A 19,267-nucleotide genomic window follows, 5' to 3' on the forward strand; every position below is an offset into this window, starting at 1 on the left:
TATGGAAATGACATTAACAACAAACGATGAGCAGGTAAGAAAATCAAAATCGGCAAAGCTGATTTTGTTATTTGCAATGGTTAGTATGACCATGATGTTTGCCGGACTTACAAGTGCATTTGTAGTAAGTAAATCAAGAGCAGACTGGTTGACTAATTTTCAAATACCAATTGCGTTTTATTTTAGTACTGCAGTTATTATTGGATGCAGTGTTACATTTTTTCTGGCAAAAAAAGCAATTCAAAAAGATAACAGAACTGCAGCTACAGCCTTCTTATTGGCAACATTAGGTTTAGGTGTTTCATTTGTAGTTTTGCAATTTGCAGGTTTCGGACAGATAATTGACAGTGGTTATTACATGACAGGCCAGGGTAGCTCTATTACTACAACTTTCCTTTATGTAATTGCACTTATGCACTTATTGCACTTGGCGGGCGGACTTATTTCACTTTTAATTATAATTTATAATCATTTTAAACAAAAATACAATTCGACTCAAACTCTTGGAATAGAACTAGGTGCGATGTATTGGCACTTTCTAGACCTTTTGTGGGTGTTATTATTTTTGTTTTTATATTTCTTTAAATAAGAAAAAAACGTAAATTTGGGAACTTTTTAACGAATATCTTTTATGGAAGCGACAGTTACTACTGCAAACAACGACGAAAAAACTTGGGGAGGCGGTCATGAAATCCAGCCGTTAGGATCAAGTTATGGTAAAATGATGATGTGGTTTTTTATCGTATCAGATGCCTTAACATTTTCAGGATTCTTAGGGGCTTATGGTTTTTCTAGATTTAAATTTATTGAAACTTGGCCATTGGCTGATGAAGTGTTTACTCACTTTCCTTTTATGCATGGTGTTTCGGCTCCTATGTATTATGTAGCCTTAATGACTTTTATCTTGATTTTCTCATCTGTAACAATGGTTTTAGCTGTTGATGCAGGTCACCAATTAAAGAAAACAAAAGTTGCTGTTTATATGTTCTTAACTATTATTGGAGGTTTGATCTTCGTGGGCTCACAAGCTTGGGAGTGGAAAAACTTCATTAAAGGAGAATATGGTGCAGTTGAAACACACGGTGGAAGCTTATTGCAGTTTGTTAAAGCAGATGGAACGAGAGTTGCTCTTGCGGATTTTGCAGTAAAATTGCCAGAACAAAGAGAAGCTTTAACAAGAAGCAAAACTACTTGGTTCATGGAAGATGCACAAAGCCTGCCAACATATTCTGTAGCAGAAATTCAGGCTGGTTTTAAAGCACATCCAGATATATTGGTAAGAACTGAAACTCTTACTAAAGATAAAAAGAAAACAGTTTTAACAAGACAAGAGTCTGAAACTCGTTTAGCAGAGGCAAAATATGTAGTAGAAGGTGCAAACTTAATTAGAAACGAATACGGTAATAAATTATTTGCTGATTTCTTCTTCTTCATTACAGGATTCCACGGATTCCACGTATTTTCTGGAGTTATCATTAATATCATTATTTTCTTTAATGTATTATTAGGAACTTACGAGAAAAGAAGAAGCTACGAAATGGTAGAGAAAGTTGGTTTATACTGGCACTTCGTAGATTTAGTTTGGGTATTTGTATTTACAGTTTTCTACCTAGTTTAATTTTAGAATTTAATTATTATGTCACACGAGCACGTATCAAATACAAAAAGAATCTGGTTTGTTTTCGCATTACTATCAGTAGTAACTACAGTAGAAGTTATTTTAGGTATCTATAAACCAAAATCATTAGAGTTTACACATTTTATCGGTTTGAATTTGTTAAACTGGATATTTTATATCTTAACAGTATTCAAAGCTTATTATATTGTATGGGCATTTATGCACATGGAAGGTGAAAAAAGCAGCCTTAGATGGTCTGTTGTATCACCAGTTATTTTCCTAGTATTATATTTATTGTTCATCCTGTTAACAGAAGGACACTATATTTATGGGGTTTTTAAAGATTCTACTATTAAATGGAATTTTTAACATGATATTAATTCGAAAAGAAGCTCCGTTTAACGGAGCTTTTTTTATTTTTGTACCTCAATAACTTCTGTTAAAACAATGAAAAAAAATATAGTTCTTTTTGTACTTTTTGTTTTGCCAATTGTAGCCTATTTGTTTTTTGCATCAGGTGTAAATAGTTTTACAAAACTTCCTGTAATTACTCCAAAAATTGCCGACTTTGGAAACTGGAAATCTCTTGACGGCAAGAAAGTTTCTCTCGATAAAAAAATTACGGTTTTAGGTTTTTCGGGTTCTGATATTTTAAGCAGCCGAGGTAACTACTTTAACCTTAACGAAAAAATCTACAAACGCTATCATGGTTTCGAAGATCTTCAGTTTGTAGTTATCTGTCCGCTTGGCACAGAAAAAGAAGCTCAAAAACTGGTTGATGCTCTTAAGCCTTTTACAGATGTTTCGGGATGGAATTTTGTTTTTGCTTCACCAGAAGAAATACAAGCATTTTATAATCAGCTGCAATTAAAAGGGAAACTAGATGATAAGCTTGGAACTTCAAATGTTTTTATTGTAGATAAAGAAAGAAACTTAAGAGGTCGTAAAGGCAGTGATAAAGATAAAAAGGACGAGTATAAAGAAGGATATGACACTTTCCATCCGTCAGAATTGAGTAATGAAATGCTTGATGATTTTAAAATCATTTTGTATGAATACCGTGCTGCTTTAAAAAAGAACCACAATGCCACAAAACAACTTTAAACTTATTAAATAATGTTCAAAAATAAATCTTACATCGGGATTTCGTTTATTATTTTGATTTTCGGAATCTATGCAGTGCCAAAAATTGTTGATAGAATTAAAAACGGAGATGTTGTAAAAGGAAATCGATTAGATAATGTAGGTTCTAAAAGCTCAAAAGATGCTAAATTATTAACGATTGGTCCGGCTCCAAAATTTGAATTAACGAATCAGGATAACGTTAAAATTTCAAATGAAACATACAAAGGTAAAGTATATGTTCTGGAATTTTTCTTTACTACATGTCCGTCAATCTGTCCAAAGATGAATATGAGCATGCTTGAAATCGAAAAAACATTCTTCGGGAACAAAAACTTTGGAATTGTTTCTATAACAATAGATCCTGTTCATGATACACCACAGGTTTTAAAAGATCATGCAAAATTATTAGGTGTGAGATCTTCAACATGGAACTTTTTAACCGGAGACAAAGCCACGATTATGGATTTGTCTAACAAAGGATTTAATCTTTATGCCGGAGAAAATTCAAAAGTAAGCGGCGGTTTCGAACATTCCGGATTATTTGCTTTAATTGATAAAGACGGAAATATTCGCTGTAGAAAAGACGAATTTGGAAACCCGAATATCTACTACGATGGTTTAGATAAAAAAGGTGTTAGAGATATTCAACAAGACATAAAAATACTATTAGAAGAATAAAATGGAAGATAATTCATTAGAGAAAAAATACAATAAATACATTGTTGCTGTTTCAATTGTTATACCGGTTGTTGTAGCCATCCTTTTTGGAATCAAATTAAAAGATTTTGGAATTAATGTTGAACCGCTTTCATTTCTGCCTCCAATTTATGCTACTACAAATGGTATTACTGCAATAGTCTTAGTATGGGCAGTTATTGCTGTTAAAAATGGTAAATTAAAGCTTCATGAACGTTTAATGACTTTTGCCATTGCGTTGTCGTTAGCATTTTTGGTAATGTATGTTGCATACCACATGACATCAGACTCTACTAAATTTGGCGATATAAACCATGATGGAATTCTTGATGCTGTAGAAAGCGCGAAAGTAGGTTCATTACGATTAGTGTATTTTATTATTTTAATAACTCACATTTTACTTTCAATAGCTATTATTCCGCTTGTTTTAATTACTTATGTGCGTGCACTTGCGCAAAAGTTTGACAAGCACAGAAAAATTGCTAAAATCACATTTCCAATTTGGCTTTATGTTGCTGTAACGGGAGTGGTTGTATTTTTAATGATTTCACCTTATTATGCAAACTAAAAAAAATATTATTCAGAAGCCAAATTCGAGAATTAAAACTTTTATTCTCGGAATTTGTATTTTCCTAATAGGAATTTCTTCTAATGCTCAATGCGCCATGTGCCGCGCCGCGCTTGCAGGAGATTCGAACATTAAGAAAGCAGAAGCAGTAAATGACGGAATCGTTTTTTTAATGATAATTCCGTATTTACTTGTAGCTATAATTGGTTATTTCATTTATAGAATGTACAAGTCTAAAAAGAAAAAGGCAGAATAATTATTCTGCCTTTTTTTTATTTTAATCCGTTTACCGAAACATTTACCGTTCCGTTTATTTTTATGAACGCTATAATCGCCTGATTGGTCAGCTGAATTTTGTCAAACTGAATATCTTCCATTTTTCCGTTTACAAAAACACCCGGCATTGGCGAATAATTTTTAAGGTACGAAGCCATGCTTTTTTTGCCTTCTTCTAAATTAGGCTGTATAGAATAGCGACAGCTTTCTTCCATTTTTCTTAAAACATAGCCTTGTGCCAGCCAGTTTGCTGTTCGCATTAATTTGCTTTTGGTATCCAGAACATAATCTAATTTGTCAAAATAAATTTCTTTTGTCTGTGCATTATATTGCGGAATTCCGTTTAAATACAATGTTCCGTTTATAGAGCCTAAAACATCAAGAGCGATTATCATTTTGCCTTCTTTATGCCAGATTGCAACATTTTTTACAGTAACCTTTTTGCTTCCTGAACCAAATTCCTGTCCGGCGAAATTCTTTGTCATAATTTTTGAAGCATCAACATAGCTGGAAATAGCGGCAATATTAGCCGAAATTTGATTTGGAATTTTGGTTACTGGTTTCAATACAATTTTACTGGCATTAAACTTAGATTCCGGTTGTTTACCCACAATGGTTTCCATGTTGCATTTCATTCCCATTTCTAACACATAAGAATCTTTTTTAAGTTTTGCATTTGTAGAATAAATTTCAACAGGAACAATTCTAAGCCAGCTTTCATAAGTATCACTCATTTGAAACGGTGTGCAGATTTTCTCTAAAGCCGATAAAACATTCGGTTTAAAATCCATAGATTCTTCGATTGCATCATCAATTTTATGTTCCAGCTTGGATTTAAAAATTGAAATAGCAGGATTAATTAGATAAGTAATTGGCATGTTTTTTCCAAAAACAGTCATTGTTGGGCTTTCGCTCCAGTCTAGAGATTTAAATTCGGTTTTAGTGTTTAATTTCCAGTTTGTTAAAGCAACATCGCTGGATAAAGTAATCACGCCGTTTAGGTTAAACTCGCGTGTATCATAAAGTTCAACGCCCAGTTTTTTAGTTCCAATTCGGTATTTTATATTGGCTTTTAAAGGGAGGATTGTTTTAATTTTCTTATCGGGATTTGCCGGGTCATTTTGAATTTTTATTGGAGCCTGTTTCCAGATCTTCATTTGAATATCATCGTCTTCAATATCATTATCCTCATAAATCAATCCATTTAAAATTGAATTGGTCTGATTTTCAATGTCATTTAATTTAACCGTAATAGGAAGATTGATAAACGACGGGCTGGCATCATAAACTAAAGGACTGGCATCGTCTGGTTCTGGTTTAAGAGTTTCTAACTTTTGTGTTGTAGAACAGCTGAAGAGTATTGCAGTTACCGCAAACACAGAGAATTTTGAAAAAAATTTCATAGTTATGATTTTTTTGAGTGAAGCAAAATTAAGAAAAGTATTAAATTATTTTAAGAAAGTGTAACATTTGATAACAACTGCCGTCTTATTTAAAAACTATGATAAAATTATTAACGTTTTATTATCATAATTTACTTATAAAAAATATTATTATTGTTTTAAAAATTTAACAATATCATGATCGAAATCAAAGATTTGCACAAATCCTATAAAATGGGGAGTTCGGAATTACATGTGTTGAAAGGGATTAATTTTAATATAGCCGAAGGAGAATTAGTCGCAATTATGGGATCATCCGGATCTGGAAAATCTACTCTTCTTAACATTTTAGGAATTCTTGATGAAGCCGATTCTGGTAGTTATATTTTAGACAAAACGCCAATTAAAAAATTAAACGAAACATTGGCTTCAAAATACAGAAACAAATTTTTGGGTTTTGTTTTTCAGTCTTTCAATTTAATAAATTACAAATCTGCATTAGATAACGTGGCTATGCCTTTGTATTATCAAGGTGTAAAAAGAAAAGAGCGTTATGAAATTGCAATGAAATACCTTGAAAAAGTTGGTTTAGGATCTCATTCACACCATTTACCAAACGAGCTTTCGGGAGGTCAGAAACAACGTGTGGCGATTGCGAGAGCATTAGCTTCTAACCCAAAAGTTTTACTTGCAGATGAGCCTACGGGGGCGTTAGATACCAAAACATCGTATGAAGTTATGGAACTTATTCAAGGCATTAATGACGAAGGAAAAACGATTTTAATCGTTACACACGAGCCGGATATTGCTGCAATGTGCAAAAGAAACGTAGTCCTGAAAGACGGACTAATCATAGACGATAAAATGGTTGAACAAGTTAGAGCTTCATCTTATGTTTAATATTGAACGCTGGCAGGAAATATTTGAAGCCATTTCAAAAAACCGCCTCCGAACTTTTCTAACGGGAATTTCGGTAGCGTCGGGAATTTTTATTCTGGTGATTTTACTGGGCGCCGGAAAAGGACTTCAAAACGGTATTGAAAAACAATTTGAACGTGATGCCGCCGGAATTATCGAAGTTTGGTCTGGTACAACAACAAAAGAATATAAAGGATTGAATCCCGGAAGACAGATTCAGTTTCGAAACAGTGATTATAATCAGTCTACTCAAAAGTTTGAAGATAAACTAGATTTAAGAGCTTCTACGCAAAATTATTGGGGACAGTCTTTTTCGTATGGTAAAGAATCCGGAAGTTATCAATTTAGAGGTGTCGATCCTGATTATGGAGGAATTGAAAACCTAACAATAGTTCAGGGACGTTACGTAAACAGTAAAGATTTACAAAATAACGAAAAGGTTGCTGTTATTGGAATGAAGCTGAAAAATGATTTATTGAAAGACAAAAACGCAATTGGCGAAGAAATCTTAATAAACAATATTAGTTTTAAAGTAATTGGAGTTTTTACAGATCCGGGAGGAGAAAGAGAAGAAACAAGAGCTTATCTGCCTTTGACGACTGTGCAGAGAACTTTTGGCGGAGGTGATAAAATCAGTAATTTGTTTTTTACTTTAAAGAAAACAAGTGATTATGATGAAGCTTTGGCACAATCTGAAAAGTTTACACAGGATTTAAAAGATTTATTGAAAAGTAAAAACATGGTTGCTCCAGATGATGACGGTGGCGTAGGAGTTTACAATTCAGTAAAAGATGCGAAGCAGTTTTATGATTTAAATCTTTACATCAGATTGTTTTTTTGGTGGGTTGGTATTTGTACTATTATTGCGGGAGTAGTAGGTGTAAGTAACATTATGCTGATTATTGTAAAAGAAAGAACAAAAGAAATCGGAATTAGAAAAGCTTTAGGAGCTTCTCCGTTTTCGATTATCGCCATGATACTTCACGAATCTATTTTTATTACCACAATTGCTGGTTTTGTTGGTCTTTTGGCAAGTTTATTATTGCTGGAATTTGTGGGGCCAATGGTTCAGAGTGAATATTTTAGAAATCCTGAAGTAGATTTCAGCGTGGCATTAACAACACTATTTTTATTAGTGTTTGCAGGTGCTTTGGCAGGATTTTTTCCGGCCTACAGAGCAGCCAAAATTAAACCTATTGTAGCACTTAGAGACGAATAATTATGTTTAAGAAAGATAATTGGGATGAGATTTTACAGGCCTTAACGGCCAATCCTTTCAGAACTATTCTGACGGCTTTTGGTGTTTTTTGGGGAATTTTTATTTTGGTAATATTACTTGCTGCAGGTAACGGACTTGAAAACGGTATTAAAAAAGGTTTTGACGGAATTGCTACAAACACCATGTTTATGTGGAGTCAGACAACATCAAAAGCGTATAAAGGACTTCCAAAAACACGTCGTTACGATTTTAGAAACAGCGATGTTACAGCTCTAAAAGCGGCACTGCCGGATTTATTATATGTTTCACCAAGAAACCAATTAGGAGATTTTAACGGAACTAATAATGTGGTTCGAGGTACAAAAACTTCTGCATTTACGATTTATGGTGATTATCCGGAGCTGATTAAACAACAGCCAATGGATATTATAAAAGGACGTTTTGTAAACCAGCAGGATATTCTTGAAAAACGAAAAGTAGCCGTAATTGGTAAAGGAGTTATCAGCGAACTTTACGGAAAAGAAGAAGAAGCTGTTGGAACTTATATAAAAATCAATGGCATTAACTTTATGGTTGTCGGTGTTTATAAATCCAAACAGCAGGGAGGAAATGCAGAACAGGAACAAAAAAATATTTTTATTCCGTTTACGACCTTTCAGCAGGCATTTAATTACGGCGATAAAGTGGGCTGGATGGCGCTTACTGCAAAAGATGAAACTTCGATAACAGAATTAAAACCAAAAATTCTGGAAATTATAAAAGCACTTCACTCAGTAAATCCAACAGATGACAGAGCAGTTGGGAATTTTGATTTGTATGAACAATTTAATAAAGTGCAGAGTTTGTTTAATATTCTAAAGATTATTGCTTATTTCGTAGGAACTTTAGTCTTAATTTCGGGCGTTATTGGAATTTCAAACATTATGCTCATTGTGGTTAAAGAACGCACCAAAGAAATTGGAATTAGAAGAGCTTTAGGAGCAACTCCGGCAGCGATTAGAGGACAGATTTTAGCAGAATCTATTTTCTTAACCATCATTTCAGGAATGTTAGGAATTGCTGTAGCCACCGGAATTATAGCCATTTTAAATATGGTGCTAGATTCAATGCCTGCAGGAAACGACACTATGTTTGCCAATCCAAGTGTTGATTTAGGTGTTGTATTTGTTGCCTTAATAATATTAGTAGGATCTGGTTTGCTGGCAGGATTTATTCCGGCGCAGACCGCAATTAATGTAAAGCCCGTAGATGCTTTACGAACAGAATAAAATTATCAATCAAAAATAATCGATTAAACCGAAAACAAAATGAAAAAAGGAGTAACCGTAACCATTTTAATTTTAATTGCTGTAGTGTTTTTTGGAGCGCTTTATTATTTATATGCGAAGAACCAGGAATCACCAATTATTTTTAAAACGGAGAAAGCAGAAATCAAAACTATAGTAAAAAATACAATTGCTACTGGTAACATTCAGCCTGATGAAGAGGTCCTAATCAAACCAAATATTTCAGGTATTATTGAAGAGGTTTATATTAAAGCCGGAGAAAAAATCAAAGCTGGAGATATGATTGCTAAAATTCGAGTTGTAGCAAATGTATCGAATGTAAGCAGCACACAAAATCAGGTGCAGACTGCAAAAATTGCTTTAGATAATCAGGAGAAAATCTATCAAAGACAAAAAACACTTTTTGAAAAAGATGTAATTTCTGCTAACGATTTTGATGCCGCACAAGTAGCTTACAAACAAGCAAAACAGACTTATGCATCGGCTAAACAAAGTTTAGATATCGTAAAAACAGGAACAACTTCATCTTTAGGAAATTATGCGAATACTTTAATTCGTTCTACCGTAAACGGAATGGTTTTACAAGTTCCTGTAAAAGTTGGAAATCAGGTTATTGAAAGTAATAATTTTAACGAAGGAACTACAATTGCAAGTGTTGCCGATGTGGGAAGAATGATTTTTATTGGAAAAATTGACGAATCTGAAGTTGGTAAAATCAAAGAAAAAATGCCAATTGAAATTACAGTTGGTGCTATCGAAAACAAAAAATTTGAAGCAGTTCTTACAGATATTGCGCCAAAAGGTGTGGTAGAAAACGGAGCGATTCAGTTTGAAATAAAAGCAAGATTAGAAAACAGAGACGAAACATTTATTAGAGCCGGATTAAGTGCCAATGCTTCTATTATTCTTGAAAAAGCCGAAAAGGTTATGGCAATAAAAGAATCATTAGTACAGTTTGATAAAAAAACTCAAAAACCGTATGTTGAAGTTGAGACTGCACCTCAAAAATTTCAAAGAAGAGATTTAGTTCTGGGTGTAAGCGACGGAATTTACGTTCAGGTTAAAAGCGGGATCAAAAACAAAGATAAAATTAAAATCTGGAATCAGGGTTTGATCGATGAAAAAGAGAAAAAATAATTTGAAATTCTAAAGAGTTTTTTGGTTTTAAAAAATGTTAAATTTGCGTAGTCTGGTTACTGCGCTTACATTCAAAATATATGAAAATAAATAAATATAACAGCCTTGTTTTTGCCATGTTATTCGGTTTTGGATTAGCCGGAAATGCACAAACAAAACAATGGACACTTGAAGAATGCGTAAGATATGCATTAGACAATAATATTACGATTAAATTATCTGAGCTGGATGTAAAAACAGCAAATATTGATAAAAAAGGAGCTTTAGGAAGTTATCTGCCAACTGTAAATGGTAATGCTTCACATTCATGGAATATTGGTTTGAACGTTAACCCTGTAACCAATATTGCGACTACACAAACAACTCAGTATTCTTCATTAGGAGTAAATGCAAATGTCGATATTTACAAAGGTCTGCAAAATCAAAATGCATATAGACGAGCCACGCTTTCTATTATAGCTTCAAAGTATCAATTGTTGAAAATGCAGGAAGATATTTCATTAAATGTAGCCAATGCTTTTCTGCAGATTTTATCAAATAAGGAAGACTTAAAAGTTAAAAAAGAACAATTGGCTATTGATGAAAAACGTTTTGCACGTTCTGAAGAAATGGTAAATGCAGGAACAATTCCGCGTGGTGATTTGTTTGACTTAAAAGCTACTGTTGCTACAGATAAACAAAATATTACAGTTTCTGAAAATAACTTATTAATTTCAAAATTAAGTCTGGCACAGCTTTTACAATTAAAAGAATTTGCTGACTTTGATGTAATTGACGATACAAACGTAAAAGATGAAAATAATATCATGGCGCAAAGCCCAATTGATATTTATAATAAAGCAAAAGAAACTCGTACAGAGTTAAAATTAGCACAGACTAATCTTGAAATTGCCGAAAAAAATGTTACGATTGCAAGAGGAGCTTATCAGCCAACTTTAAGGGGGTTCTATTCTTTTAGCACAAGTGCCAGTTACAGTGACAGACTAATTGGAACCGATGGAGCAGGAAACCCAATTTATGCAGGTCCGGATCCGGTTTTAACTCAGTTTAGTGATAACAAAGGACACAATTTTGGTTTCCAGTTAAGCGTTCCTATCTTTAATGGTTTCTCAGCCAGAAATAATGTTGAAAGAAATAAGGTAAGTTTAGAGAAATCTAAAATAGATTTAGAGCAAAAAAGTTTAGATTTGCAACGTAACGTTTACACTGCATTTACAGACGCAAAAGGTGCTTTAAACACATATGAATCTTCAACAGTAACTTTAGAAGCCAGACAGCAGGCTTACAATTATGCTAAAGAAAAGTACGATGTAGGTTTAATGAATTCATTTGATTTTACACAGGCACAAACTCTGCTTACCAATGCTCAGTCTGACGTTATTAGAACGAAATACGATTACATGTTCAAAATTAAAATACTTGAATTCTATTTCGGAATTCCAATTGTTCCAATTATTACAAAATAATTTATTATGTCAAAAAAAACAGTTTACTTCTTAGTTGGCGGGGCAGTAGTTCTAATTGCATTATTAGTAGGTCTTTCTAAAGCGGGAGTAATAGGAAATAAAGATGAAGGAAAAGAAGTCGAAACTTCAAAAGTTGTGGCTTCGACAATTATTGAAACAGTCTCGGCAACCGGAAAAATCCAGCCAGAAATTGAAGTAAAACTTTCATCAATGGTTTCCGGTGAAATTATTGCGTTAAATGTAAAAGAAGGTCAGGTTGTAAAAAAAGGAGATTTATTAGTTAAAATAAACCCTGATTTATATACTTCAGGACTAGAAAGATCTGTAGCTAATTTATCTGGAACAAAAGCAGGATTAGTGCAGTCTGAAGCTAGTTTTAAAGAAGCTAAAGCCAATTACGAACGTAATAAAACGTTATATGACAAAGGAGTGATTTCAAAATCAGATTGGGATAAAGCCATTTCGACTTATGAAGTTGCAAAAGCAACCAAACAATCTTCTTACTATAATGTTCAGAGTGCTGTGGCATCTGTAACTGAAGCTAAAGATAACTTAGGCCGAACTACTATTTACGCTCCTGCAGATGGTACAATTTCAGTATTAAATGTAGAATTAGGAGAACGTGTTTTAGGAACGCAGCAAATGGCCGGAACAGAGCTTTTAAGAGTTGCGAATCTTAACAATATGGAAGTTGAAGTCGATGTTAATGAAAATGATATCGTAAAGATCAAAATTGGAGACGAAGCAAATGTTGAAGTTGATGCTTATTTAAAAAAGAAATTTAAAGGTGTTGTAACCAGTATTTCAAATTCGGCAAGTACAACATTAACATCAGATCAGGTTACCAACTTTAAAGTTAAAGTACGCATTCTAAAAGAATCTTATCAGGATTTATTAGAAGGAAAACCAGATTCTTATTCGCCTTTTAGACCAGGAATGACCGCAACGGTAGATATTATTACGACAACAAAAAACAATGTATTGGCCGTACCTATTAGTTCTGTTGTTGTAAAATCAGATACAACTGCCGTTTCTGATTTTAAAGTTGAAGATCCAAACGAGAAAAAAGTAACTCCAAAAAGCGATAAAAAATTCGAATGCGTTTTTGTGAAAGTAGGAGATAAAGCTAAAATAAGAATTATTAAAACCGGAATTCAGGACGATACCAATATTGAAGTAATGTCTGGATTAAAACCGGGTGATATTGTAATTACGGGACCTTACACAACCGTTTCTAAAGAACTAAATTCCGGAGATAAAGTAAAGCTGAAAAAAGCTGATACTCCGAAAAAATAATAAGATATTTGTAAAATTAAACGAAGTCGAATGCTGATAAGTAAAAAGCTTCGGCTTCGCTTGGTTTAACAGCATAATTAATTTTAAAATCATACACATTGTCTTTTATCCTAAACATCGAAACCGCTACTAAAAATTGTTCTGTATCAATCGCAAAAGACGGGCAGACTATTCTCTGTAAGGAAATTGCCGAAGAAGGATATTCGCATGCCGAAAAACTTCATGTTTTTATTGAAGAAGTAATTGCTGAATCTGGAATTTTAGTTAAGGATTTAAATGCCATTGCAGTAAGTCAGGGTCCGGGATCTTATACAGGATTACGAATTGGAGTTTCGGCTGCAAAAGGATTGTGTTATGCATTAAATATTCCGTTAATTGCTGTTGATACATTGAAGACTTTAGCATCAAAAGCAAATGTTTCTGAAGGAAAAATTATTCCAATGCTGGATGCCAGAAGAATGGAAGTTTACAGCGAAATTTTTACTGCCGGTTTAGAAATGGAAAGAGAGATTCAGGCCGAAATAATAGACGAAAATTCTTTTTCAGAATATAAAGAAACACTTTATTTTGTTGGTGATTGTGCCGAAAAATGCAAACCGGTTTTAACCAAAGAAAACTTTGTGTTTTTAGAAGAAATCAAATATCCTTCGGCAAACGAAATGAGTAAAATCAGTTACGATAAATACCAAAAAAGCGACACTGTCGATGTCGCTTATTTTGAACCTTATTATTTAAAAGATTTTATGATGACACTGCCTAAAAAGCAGTAATCTATTTTTATTTTTGAAGTGTAAACGGCTGAACAGAAATTCCTGCCTGATCTAAAGCTGTTTTACAATCTTCCAGAGTTTCAGAAAAAACAGATCCGTAATTGGCATTTTTTGCCCAAGGACGTACCGCAAAATCAACTGAACTTGCAGATAAATTTTTAACAAAAACTTCCGGTGCCGGTTTTTGAAGCACTTTTGGGTTTTTGTTTAAAACATCTAATAAAATATCTTTAGCCTTTTTAATATCAGAATCATAAGAAACAGAAAAAGTTAAATCTGCTCTTCTTTCTCCCTGCATAGAATAATTGATAATTGTTCCATTAGATAAAGCTCCATTAGGAACAAAAACAGTCTGATTATTTCCGGTAAGCATTTTGGTAACAAAAATCTGAATTTCTAATACCGTAGCAATAACGCCCTGAGCTTCGATTGTATCGCCAACTTTAAAAGGTTTAAAAACAATAATAAGCATACCGCCGGCAAAATTAGAAAGCGAACCTTGCAGCGATAAACCAACAGCAAGACCCATAGCACCTAAAATAGCAACGAATGATGAAGTCTCGATTCCGAGATTAGAAATAAATGTTACAAATAATAAAATTCGTAAAGCCCATAATAAAATGTCGGCAAGGAATTTTGTTAATGTTGGGTCCAGATTTCTCTTTACCATTATTTTTCTAATAACTCTGTTTATTAGTTTAATGGCGTATAAACCAACAAATAAAACTACAAATGCCGAGATTAATTTTGGCGAATAATCAATTAAAAGATTAATGAACTTAGTTAAGTAACTGCTTAACTGTTCAGGATTGATGTACATCATTTTATATAAAAAAAACCTTCTAAATAAAGAAGGCATATTAGCGCGGCAAATATAAAATAATTATCTGTTAATTTGAAAACTGCTTATTTATCTGATTCTTCAGAATCAGAATCTGTTACCGCATCTTCGCTTACATCGACAACCGTTTCTGAAGCAAATTCATAATCAGGATTTGTGTTTTCTGATATTACTTCTTTTATAGAATCAAATACATCGTTTATTAAATCGGCAGCATTTTCAAATATTGGTTCTGCAGCATCTTTAATTTCTTCAACTGTAGTTTCTGCGTGTTCAGCAAAATCTTTAGTCGTATCTTTTGCAGAGCCAAATAAATTAGAAAAAAATGAAGTTAATCCCATGGTTTTGATTTGGTTAGTTTAGATTACAATATTAATTGTTTTTCGAGAATTATAATTAAACTTTAGAATAATAAATAGCTAATAAATGAAATAAAAAAAGCGCCTCGATTGAGGCGCTTTTTAATACTTATTAAAAAAGTTTTATGCATTTAAAGCTTCAACTTTAATGGCCTCGTCATTAAGCATGCTTTTCAGCATATTTTCGATACCGCTTTTTAAAGTAAAAGTTGAAGAAGGACAACCGCTGCAAGCACCTTGTAAAATCACTTTTACCGTTTTGTCGTCTTCATTATAAGAATCGAATGCAATATTACCGCCATCGGCAGCAACAGCTGGTTTTACGTATTCTTCTAAAATATTAATAATCTGCTGAGAAGTAACATCAAGCTTGTCAAAAGCCTCATCTTTGGTTACATCATTTTTAGCAGCAGTCTGAATTAAACTTTCATCTAAAACAGTTCCTCCGTTTTCGATAAATTGTTTAATAAATGTTCTCAATTCTAAAGTAATCTCCTGCCAGTCGTTGATTTCATATTTCGTAACCGAAATATAATTTTCGTCAATAAATACCTCTTTTACATAAGGAAATTTGAATAATTCCTGCGCAAGCGGAGAAGAAGCAGTCTGGTCGATATTTTTGTATTCAACCGCATTTCTGGTTAACATTCTGCTGACTACAAATTTTAAAGCTGCAGGGTTTGGAGTTGTTTCTCCGTAAACCGTAATAGGTTGTTTTTTTGCTTTAGTTTCGTCAATTTTAATGATAACACCGCCTTTGTCTACAAATGCTGTAATTTGTTCTGCAACGGCATCTTTTACGTCATCCCAGTCTACAATACTGTATCTTTCGATTGCAATGAAATTTCCTGAAATGTAAACAGTTTTTACAAACGGAAGATAAAACAACTGCTGTGCTAAAGGTGAAGCTTGTGCTTCGTCAATGTTTTTGAATTCAAAGTTTTGATTTTGAGTAATAAAATCTTCAAATTCAAACTTCAATATCGTTGGATTTTGAGTCTCTTTTATAGTGATTTTTGTCATGGTAGTAATTTTTTGCAAATTTAATAAAGTTATTTTCTACTAATACCTATATTTGATTTTTTAATAAAATAATTAAGACTCTTTTCAAATAATTCGTACGAAATTATAAAGAGAGCAAAAATTATTTAAACTAACTAACCATTATGAAATTAAAAATCAAGTTTTTATTTGTGTTTTTAATTACCACGTTCTTTACCTATTCGCAAGAAGGAATTCCTGTTTATTCAGATTATTTGTCTGATAACTATTATTTAATTCATCCTTCTATGGCGGGCGCTGCAAACTGTGCAAAAATCAGATTAACAGCCAGAAAACAGTGGTTTGGTCAGGAAGATGCGCCTTCGCTTCAAACTTTAAGTTTTAACGGCAGAGTGGGCGAGAGATCGGGAGCTGGAATTATTGTTTTTAATGATAAAAACGGATACCATTCTGAAAAAGGAGTAAAGCTTACTTATGCACATCATATTATGTTTTCGAGAGACGAACTCGATTTAAATCAGCTTTCATTTGGTATTAGCGGCGGATTAATCCAAAATCAATTAGACGAAACCAAATTTGGAAATGTTTTTGATCCTATTGTTTTTGGCTCTATTCAAAAAGATTCTTATTTCAATTTAGACATTGGAGCTTCGTATAATTTTCTTGATTTTTATGCGCATGCAACCGTTCAGGGAGTTTTAGAAACCAGACGTGAATTGTATACAGATTATGAAAGTGATAATTTAAGAAAGTTTCTTTTTAGTGCCGGATATGTATTTGGAAAACGAGATAAAATTACCTGGGAACCTTCTATTTTGTTTCAGTATTTCGATCAGACTAAACAAAAATCTATTGATTTGAATATGAAAGCTTATAAAAATATGGACTTTGGAAGTTTGTGGGCGGCACTATCATATAGAAGAAGTTTTGACGGCGCACAGTTTAGTTCAGGAAGCGGCGTTTCATCTCAAAAATTGCAATACATTACGCCAATTGTGGGCGTAAATTATAAAAACTTTATGTTTGCTTATACATATTCTCAAGTTACAGGCGATGTAAAGTTTGATACTGGCGGTTATCACCAGATTACTTTAGGAATTAATTTATTATGCAGAAAGGAACGTTACGATTGTAATTGTCCTGCAGTTAATTAGAAAAAATATGGTTATTAAATCTGTAAACGGAAAAGCACCTTCTATACCGGAAGATTGTTATGTTGCCGAAAATGCCACTATTGTGGGAGATGTATCTTTTGGAGATTCTTGCAGCGTTTGGTTTAACGCTGTTGTGCGCGGCGATGTTCATTTTATCAAAATAGGAAACAAGGTAAACATTCAGGATGGAGCCGTAATTCATTGTACGTATCAAAAACATCCAACAATTATAGGAAACAACGTTTCTATTGGCCACAATGCTATTGTACACGGATGCACGATTCACGACAATGTGTTAATTGGAATGGGCGCAATTGTAATGGATAACTGCGTTGTAGAAAGTAATTCGATTATTGCGGCTGGAGCAGTTTTAACTCAAAATACAGTAGTTCCGTCGGGAACTATTTTTGCGGGCGTTCCTGCAAAAAAAGTAAAAGATATAGATCAGTCTGATTTTGCGGGCGAAATAGAACGTATTTCGAATAATTATGTAATGTATTCCGGTTGGTTTAAAAACGAACAGTAAAAATTTCAAAATAAAAATTCCAAATTCCAAGAGTCGTGATTCATTTGGAATTTGGAATTTGGAATTTTTTAGAGTTTAATCTATAAATTGATTTTTTCGAAGAAAGCATTCTTGTAGCTTTCGCTGATAGGAATTCGTTTATCGCTGATTAAAACTTTATTTTTCTGAATTGATTTTACGTGTTTTATATTGATGATATAAGATCTGTGAATTCTCGAAAATCCTTTGCTGGAAAGCAGATTTTCTAATTTGATTAAACTGATTAAAGTAAGCGTGAATTTATTGTCTGTGGTGTAAATTTTCACGTAATCTTTTAAACCTTCGATAAATAAAATATCCGAAAAATTCATTTTTACATTTTCATATTCAGCCCTTACAAACATAAAATCCTGTTCAACTTCTGGCGATGCAGTGGTTTCAGAAACGGCCTGAACCGGAGCTGCAGGATTATTTATCTGTTGTGCGCGTACAACCGATTTTAGAAAACGATGAAACGGAATTGGTTTTACCAAATAATCTACTGCACCAAGATTAAAACCTTCTACTGCATAATCAGAATAAGCGGTTGTAAAAATTACCAAAGGCTTTTTTTCTATTGTATTTAAAAACTCTATTCCAGAGAAATGAGGCATTTGAATGTCCAGAAAAATCAAATCGATGTTGTTTTGATTTATAAATGAAACAGCATCGATAGCGTTATTAAAAGTATTGACTAATTCCAGAGAATCTACTTTTTTCACGAAATCTTCTAACAATTCAACTGCTAAAGGTTCATCATCTATAATTACACATTTCATTTGTAGAAAATTAAGTTTTAAATTTATTTTGGCAGTCAAAAGTAGTTTTAAACCAGTAAATTAAGTTTTAAAATTATCATAAAATACTGGTTTGTTTAAAATTATCCGTTAACCGTTATGGTTTTGGTTAACGTGTATCCGTCAGTTAAATTTCCGGTTATTGTGGCTAATTCACTCGCAAGACTGTCTGCAAAAACATTGTCTTTTGTGTTCGATGTGTCGGCTTGTCCATGTGCCGCATAATTTGTACTCGAATATACATCACTTGAAATGGTTTCAGGAAAAGCAATTTGAGTAACTAATAATGATGAACCGCTGCTTGTTAAAACTTCGACATGCACATGAGGCGCGCGCCCTTGATACCAGCCCGGATAAATAGATATAAACGAAACTTCTCCGCTGGTATTTGTAGTTTGTCTTCCTCTTAAAAAATGAACAGAAGTATAATCTGTCTGCTGCATTTGGGTACCGCCGTATTCAGAATAATTTCCATCTTTATCGCAATGCCATACATCTACTAAAACATTAGAAAGCGGTGCGCAATCATTGTTTTTATTTTCAATTTTTAAATTTATAAGAAGCGCAATTCCCACTCGGTCAGATTTTATGTTTTCTAAAACCAGCTGACTTGGTGTTTTGATAGGAAAAGGACCTTTTGTTTCTGATGGAGAAACGGTACAGGTTCCATCTCCGGAAGATGAATCAGTATCTATAACAGAATCATCGTTGTCGCTTTTTGAGCAGGATTCTAATATTTTAGTGGCGCCGGCTAAAGCAGTAATGCCTAAAAGACCGTTTCGGATAAATTTTTTTCTGTCCATAATCAAATTG

At 33.3% G+C, this 19,267-nt stretch carries 22 protein-coding genes; 16 read left to right on the plus strand and 6 right to left on the minus strand.

The genetic code is table 11. From position 1 onward, the window contains the following. Position 1: 1 nt before the first annotated feature. The 7 genes from ABD859_RS08780 to ABD859_RS08810 all read left to right on the plus strand — a co-directional run bounded on the left by ABD859_RS08780 (position 2) and on the right by ABD859_RS08810 (position 4,263). Positions 2-589 (plus strand): cytochrome c oxidase subunit 3, encoded by a 588-nt coding sequence (locus ABD859_RS08780; protein ID WP_345143045.1) that lies wholly within the window; start codon positions 2-4, stop codon positions 587-589. A 42-nt stretch (positions 590-631) separates the two neighbouring features. Further along, positions 632-1,618: a cytochrome c oxidase subunit 3 gene (locus tag ABD859_RS08785; protein WP_345143048.1), complete on the plus strand. Its 987-nt coding sequence runs from the start codon at positions 632-634 to the stop codon at positions 1,616-1,618. 18 nt (positions 1,619-1,636) lie between these two features. Then, positions 1,637-1,987 carry a cytochrome C oxidase subunit IV family protein gene (locus ABD859_RS08790; RefSeq protein WP_012023737.1) on the plus strand — a complete coding sequence of 117 codons (351 nt, stop codon included), beginning with the start codon at positions 1,637-1,639 and terminating at the stop codon, positions 1,985-1,987. 78 nt (positions 1,988-2,065) lie between these two features. After that, entirely contained in the window at positions 2,066-2,722 is a 657-nt protein-coding gene (locus tag ABD859_RS08795) for a hypothetical protein (protein WP_345143053.1), read from the plus strand. A gap of 12 nt (positions 2,723-2,734) precedes the next feature. Then, positions 2,735-3,421 (plus strand): SCO family protein, encoded by a 687-nt coding sequence (locus tag ABD859_RS08800; RefSeq protein ID WP_345143055.1) that lies wholly within the window; start codon positions 2,735-2,737, stop codon positions 3,419-3,421. Position 3,422: 1 nt separating this feature from the next. Beyond that, positions 3,423-4,007 carry a DUF420 domain-containing protein gene (locus tag ABD859_RS08805; RefSeq protein WP_345143057.1) on the plus strand — a complete coding sequence of 195 codons (585 nt, stop codon included), beginning with the start codon at positions 3,423-3,425 and terminating at the stop codon, positions 4,005-4,007. Further along, the gene (locus ABD859_RS08810; RefSeq protein WP_345143060.1) at positions 3,997-4,263 is read left to right on the plus strand and encodes a hypothetical protein; all 267 of its coding nucleotides are present in this window, start codon (positions 3,997-3,999) and stop codon (positions 4,261-4,263) included. Before ABD859_RS08805 ends, ABD859_RS08810 begins: the two co-directional genes overlap by 11 nt. 16 nt (positions 4,264-4,279) lie before the next feature. Here ABD859_RS08810 and ABD859_RS08815 read toward each other — a convergent pair whose 3' ends face one another. Continuing rightward, positions 4,280-5,686 (minus strand): DUF4403 family protein, encoded by a 1,407-nt coding sequence (locus tag ABD859_RS08815; RefSeq protein WP_345143063.1) that lies wholly within the window; start codon positions 5,684-5,686, stop codon positions 4,280-4,282. A 177-nt stretch (positions 5,687-5,863) separates the two neighbouring features. Between ABD859_RS08815 and ABD859_RS08820 the strand changes: the two genes are divergently transcribed. The 7 genes from ABD859_RS08820 (at position 5,864) to tsaB (ending at position 13,757) form a co-directional block, all read left to right on the plus strand. Then, positions 5,864-6,565, plus strand: a complete 702-nt coding sequence (locus ABD859_RS08820; protein WP_345143066.1) for an ABC transporter ATP-binding protein — start codon at positions 5,864-5,866, stop codon at positions 6,563-6,565. Then, a complete protein-coding gene (locus tag ABD859_RS08825) occupies positions 6,558-7,802 on the plus strand; it encodes an ABC transporter permease (RefSeq protein ID WP_345143068.1) in 1,245 nt (414 codons plus the stop codon). Before ABD859_RS08820 ends, ABD859_RS08825 begins: the two co-directional genes overlap by 8 nt. 2 nt (positions 7,803-7,804) lie before the next feature. Continuing rightward, the gene (locus tag ABD859_RS08830) at positions 7,805-9,070 is read left to right on the plus strand and encodes an ABC transporter permease (RefSeq protein WP_345143071.1); all 1,266 of its coding nucleotides are present in this window, start codon (positions 7,805-7,807) and stop codon (positions 9,068-9,070) included. A gap of 39 nt (positions 9,071-9,109) precedes the next feature. After that, positions 9,110-10,225: an efflux RND transporter periplasmic adaptor subunit gene (locus ABD859_RS08835; protein ID WP_345143074.1), complete on the plus strand. Its 1,116-nt coding sequence runs from the start codon at positions 9,110-9,112 to the stop codon at positions 10,223-10,225. 80 nt (positions 10,226-10,305) lie between these two features. Continuing rightward, a complete protein-coding gene (locus tag ABD859_RS08840) occupies positions 10,306-11,691 on the plus strand; it encodes a TolC family protein (RefSeq protein WP_345143077.1) in 1,386 nt (461 codons plus the stop codon). A gap of 6 nt (positions 11,692-11,697) precedes the next feature. Continuing rightward, positions 11,698-12,987, plus strand: coding sequence for an efflux RND transporter periplasmic adaptor subunit (locus ABD859_RS08845; RefSeq protein ID WP_345143080.1), 1,290 nt, complete (start codon positions 11,698-11,700; stop codon positions 12,985-12,987). A 98-nt stretch (positions 12,988-13,085) separates the two neighbouring features. Further along, on the plus strand, positions 13,086-13,757 hold the full coding sequence (gene tsaB / locus ABD859_RS08850; RefSeq protein ID WP_345143083.1) for a tRNA (adenosine(37)-N6)-threonylcarbamoyltransferase complex dimerization subunit type 1 TsaB: 672 nt from the start codon (positions 13,086-13,088) through the stop codon (positions 13,755-13,757). 7 nt (positions 13,758-13,764) lie between these two features. On the opposite strand, the gene ABD859_RS08855 is transcribed toward tsaB, so the two are convergent. The 3 genes from ABD859_RS08855 to ABD859_RS08865 form a co-directional block, all read right to left on the minus strand. Continuing rightward, positions 13,765-14,577, minus strand: a complete 813-nt coding sequence (locus ABD859_RS08855) for a mechanosensitive ion channel family protein (protein ID WP_345143897.1) — start codon at positions 14,575-14,577, stop codon at positions 13,765-13,767. Positions 14,578-14,663: 86 nt separating this feature from the next. Then, the gene (locus ABD859_RS08860; protein ID WP_345143086.1) at positions 14,664-14,939 is read right to left on the minus strand and encodes a hypothetical protein; all 276 of its coding nucleotides are present in this window, start codon (positions 14,937-14,939) and stop codon (positions 14,664-14,666) included. A gap of 141 nt (positions 14,940-15,080) precedes the next feature. Next, positions 15,081-15,980: a NifU family protein gene (locus ABD859_RS08865; RefSeq protein WP_345143089.1), complete on the minus strand. Its 900-nt coding sequence runs from the start codon at positions 15,978-15,980 to the stop codon at positions 15,081-15,083. Between the two features lie 143 nt (positions 15,981-16,123). Between ABD859_RS08865 and ABD859_RS08870 the strand changes: the two genes are divergently transcribed. Next, on the plus strand, positions 16,124-17,113 hold the full coding sequence (locus tag ABD859_RS08870) for a PorP/SprF family type IX secretion system membrane protein (RefSeq protein ID WP_345143092.1): 990 nt from the start codon (positions 16,124-16,126) through the stop codon (positions 17,111-17,113). A gap of 7 nt (positions 17,114-17,120) precedes the next feature. Beyond that, a complete protein-coding gene (locus ABD859_RS08875; protein WP_345143095.1) occupies positions 17,121-17,639 on the plus strand; it encodes a gamma carbonic anhydrase family protein in 519 nt (172 codons plus the stop codon). A gap of 80 nt (positions 17,640-17,719) precedes the next feature. On the opposite strand, the gene ABD859_RS08880 is transcribed toward ABD859_RS08875, so the two are convergent. Beyond that, on the minus strand, positions 17,720-18,436 hold the full coding sequence (locus ABD859_RS08880; RefSeq protein ID WP_345143098.1) for a LytR/AlgR family response regulator transcription factor: 717 nt from the start codon (positions 18,434-18,436) through the stop codon (positions 17,720-17,722). Between the two features lie 101 nt (positions 18,437-18,537). Further along, the gene (locus tag ABD859_RS08885; protein WP_345143100.1) at positions 18,538-19,257 is read right to left on the minus strand and encodes a dioxygenase family protein; all 720 of its coding nucleotides are present in this window, start codon (positions 19,255-19,257) and stop codon (positions 18,538-18,540) included. Between the last annotated feature and the right edge of the window lie 10 nt (positions 19,258-19,267).

Source organism: Flavobacterium ginsengiterrae, assembly GCF_039539785.1.
Taxonomy (GTDB): Bacteria; Bacteroidota; Bacteroidia; order Flavobacteriales; family Flavobacteriaceae; genus Flavobacterium; species Flavobacterium ginsengiterrae.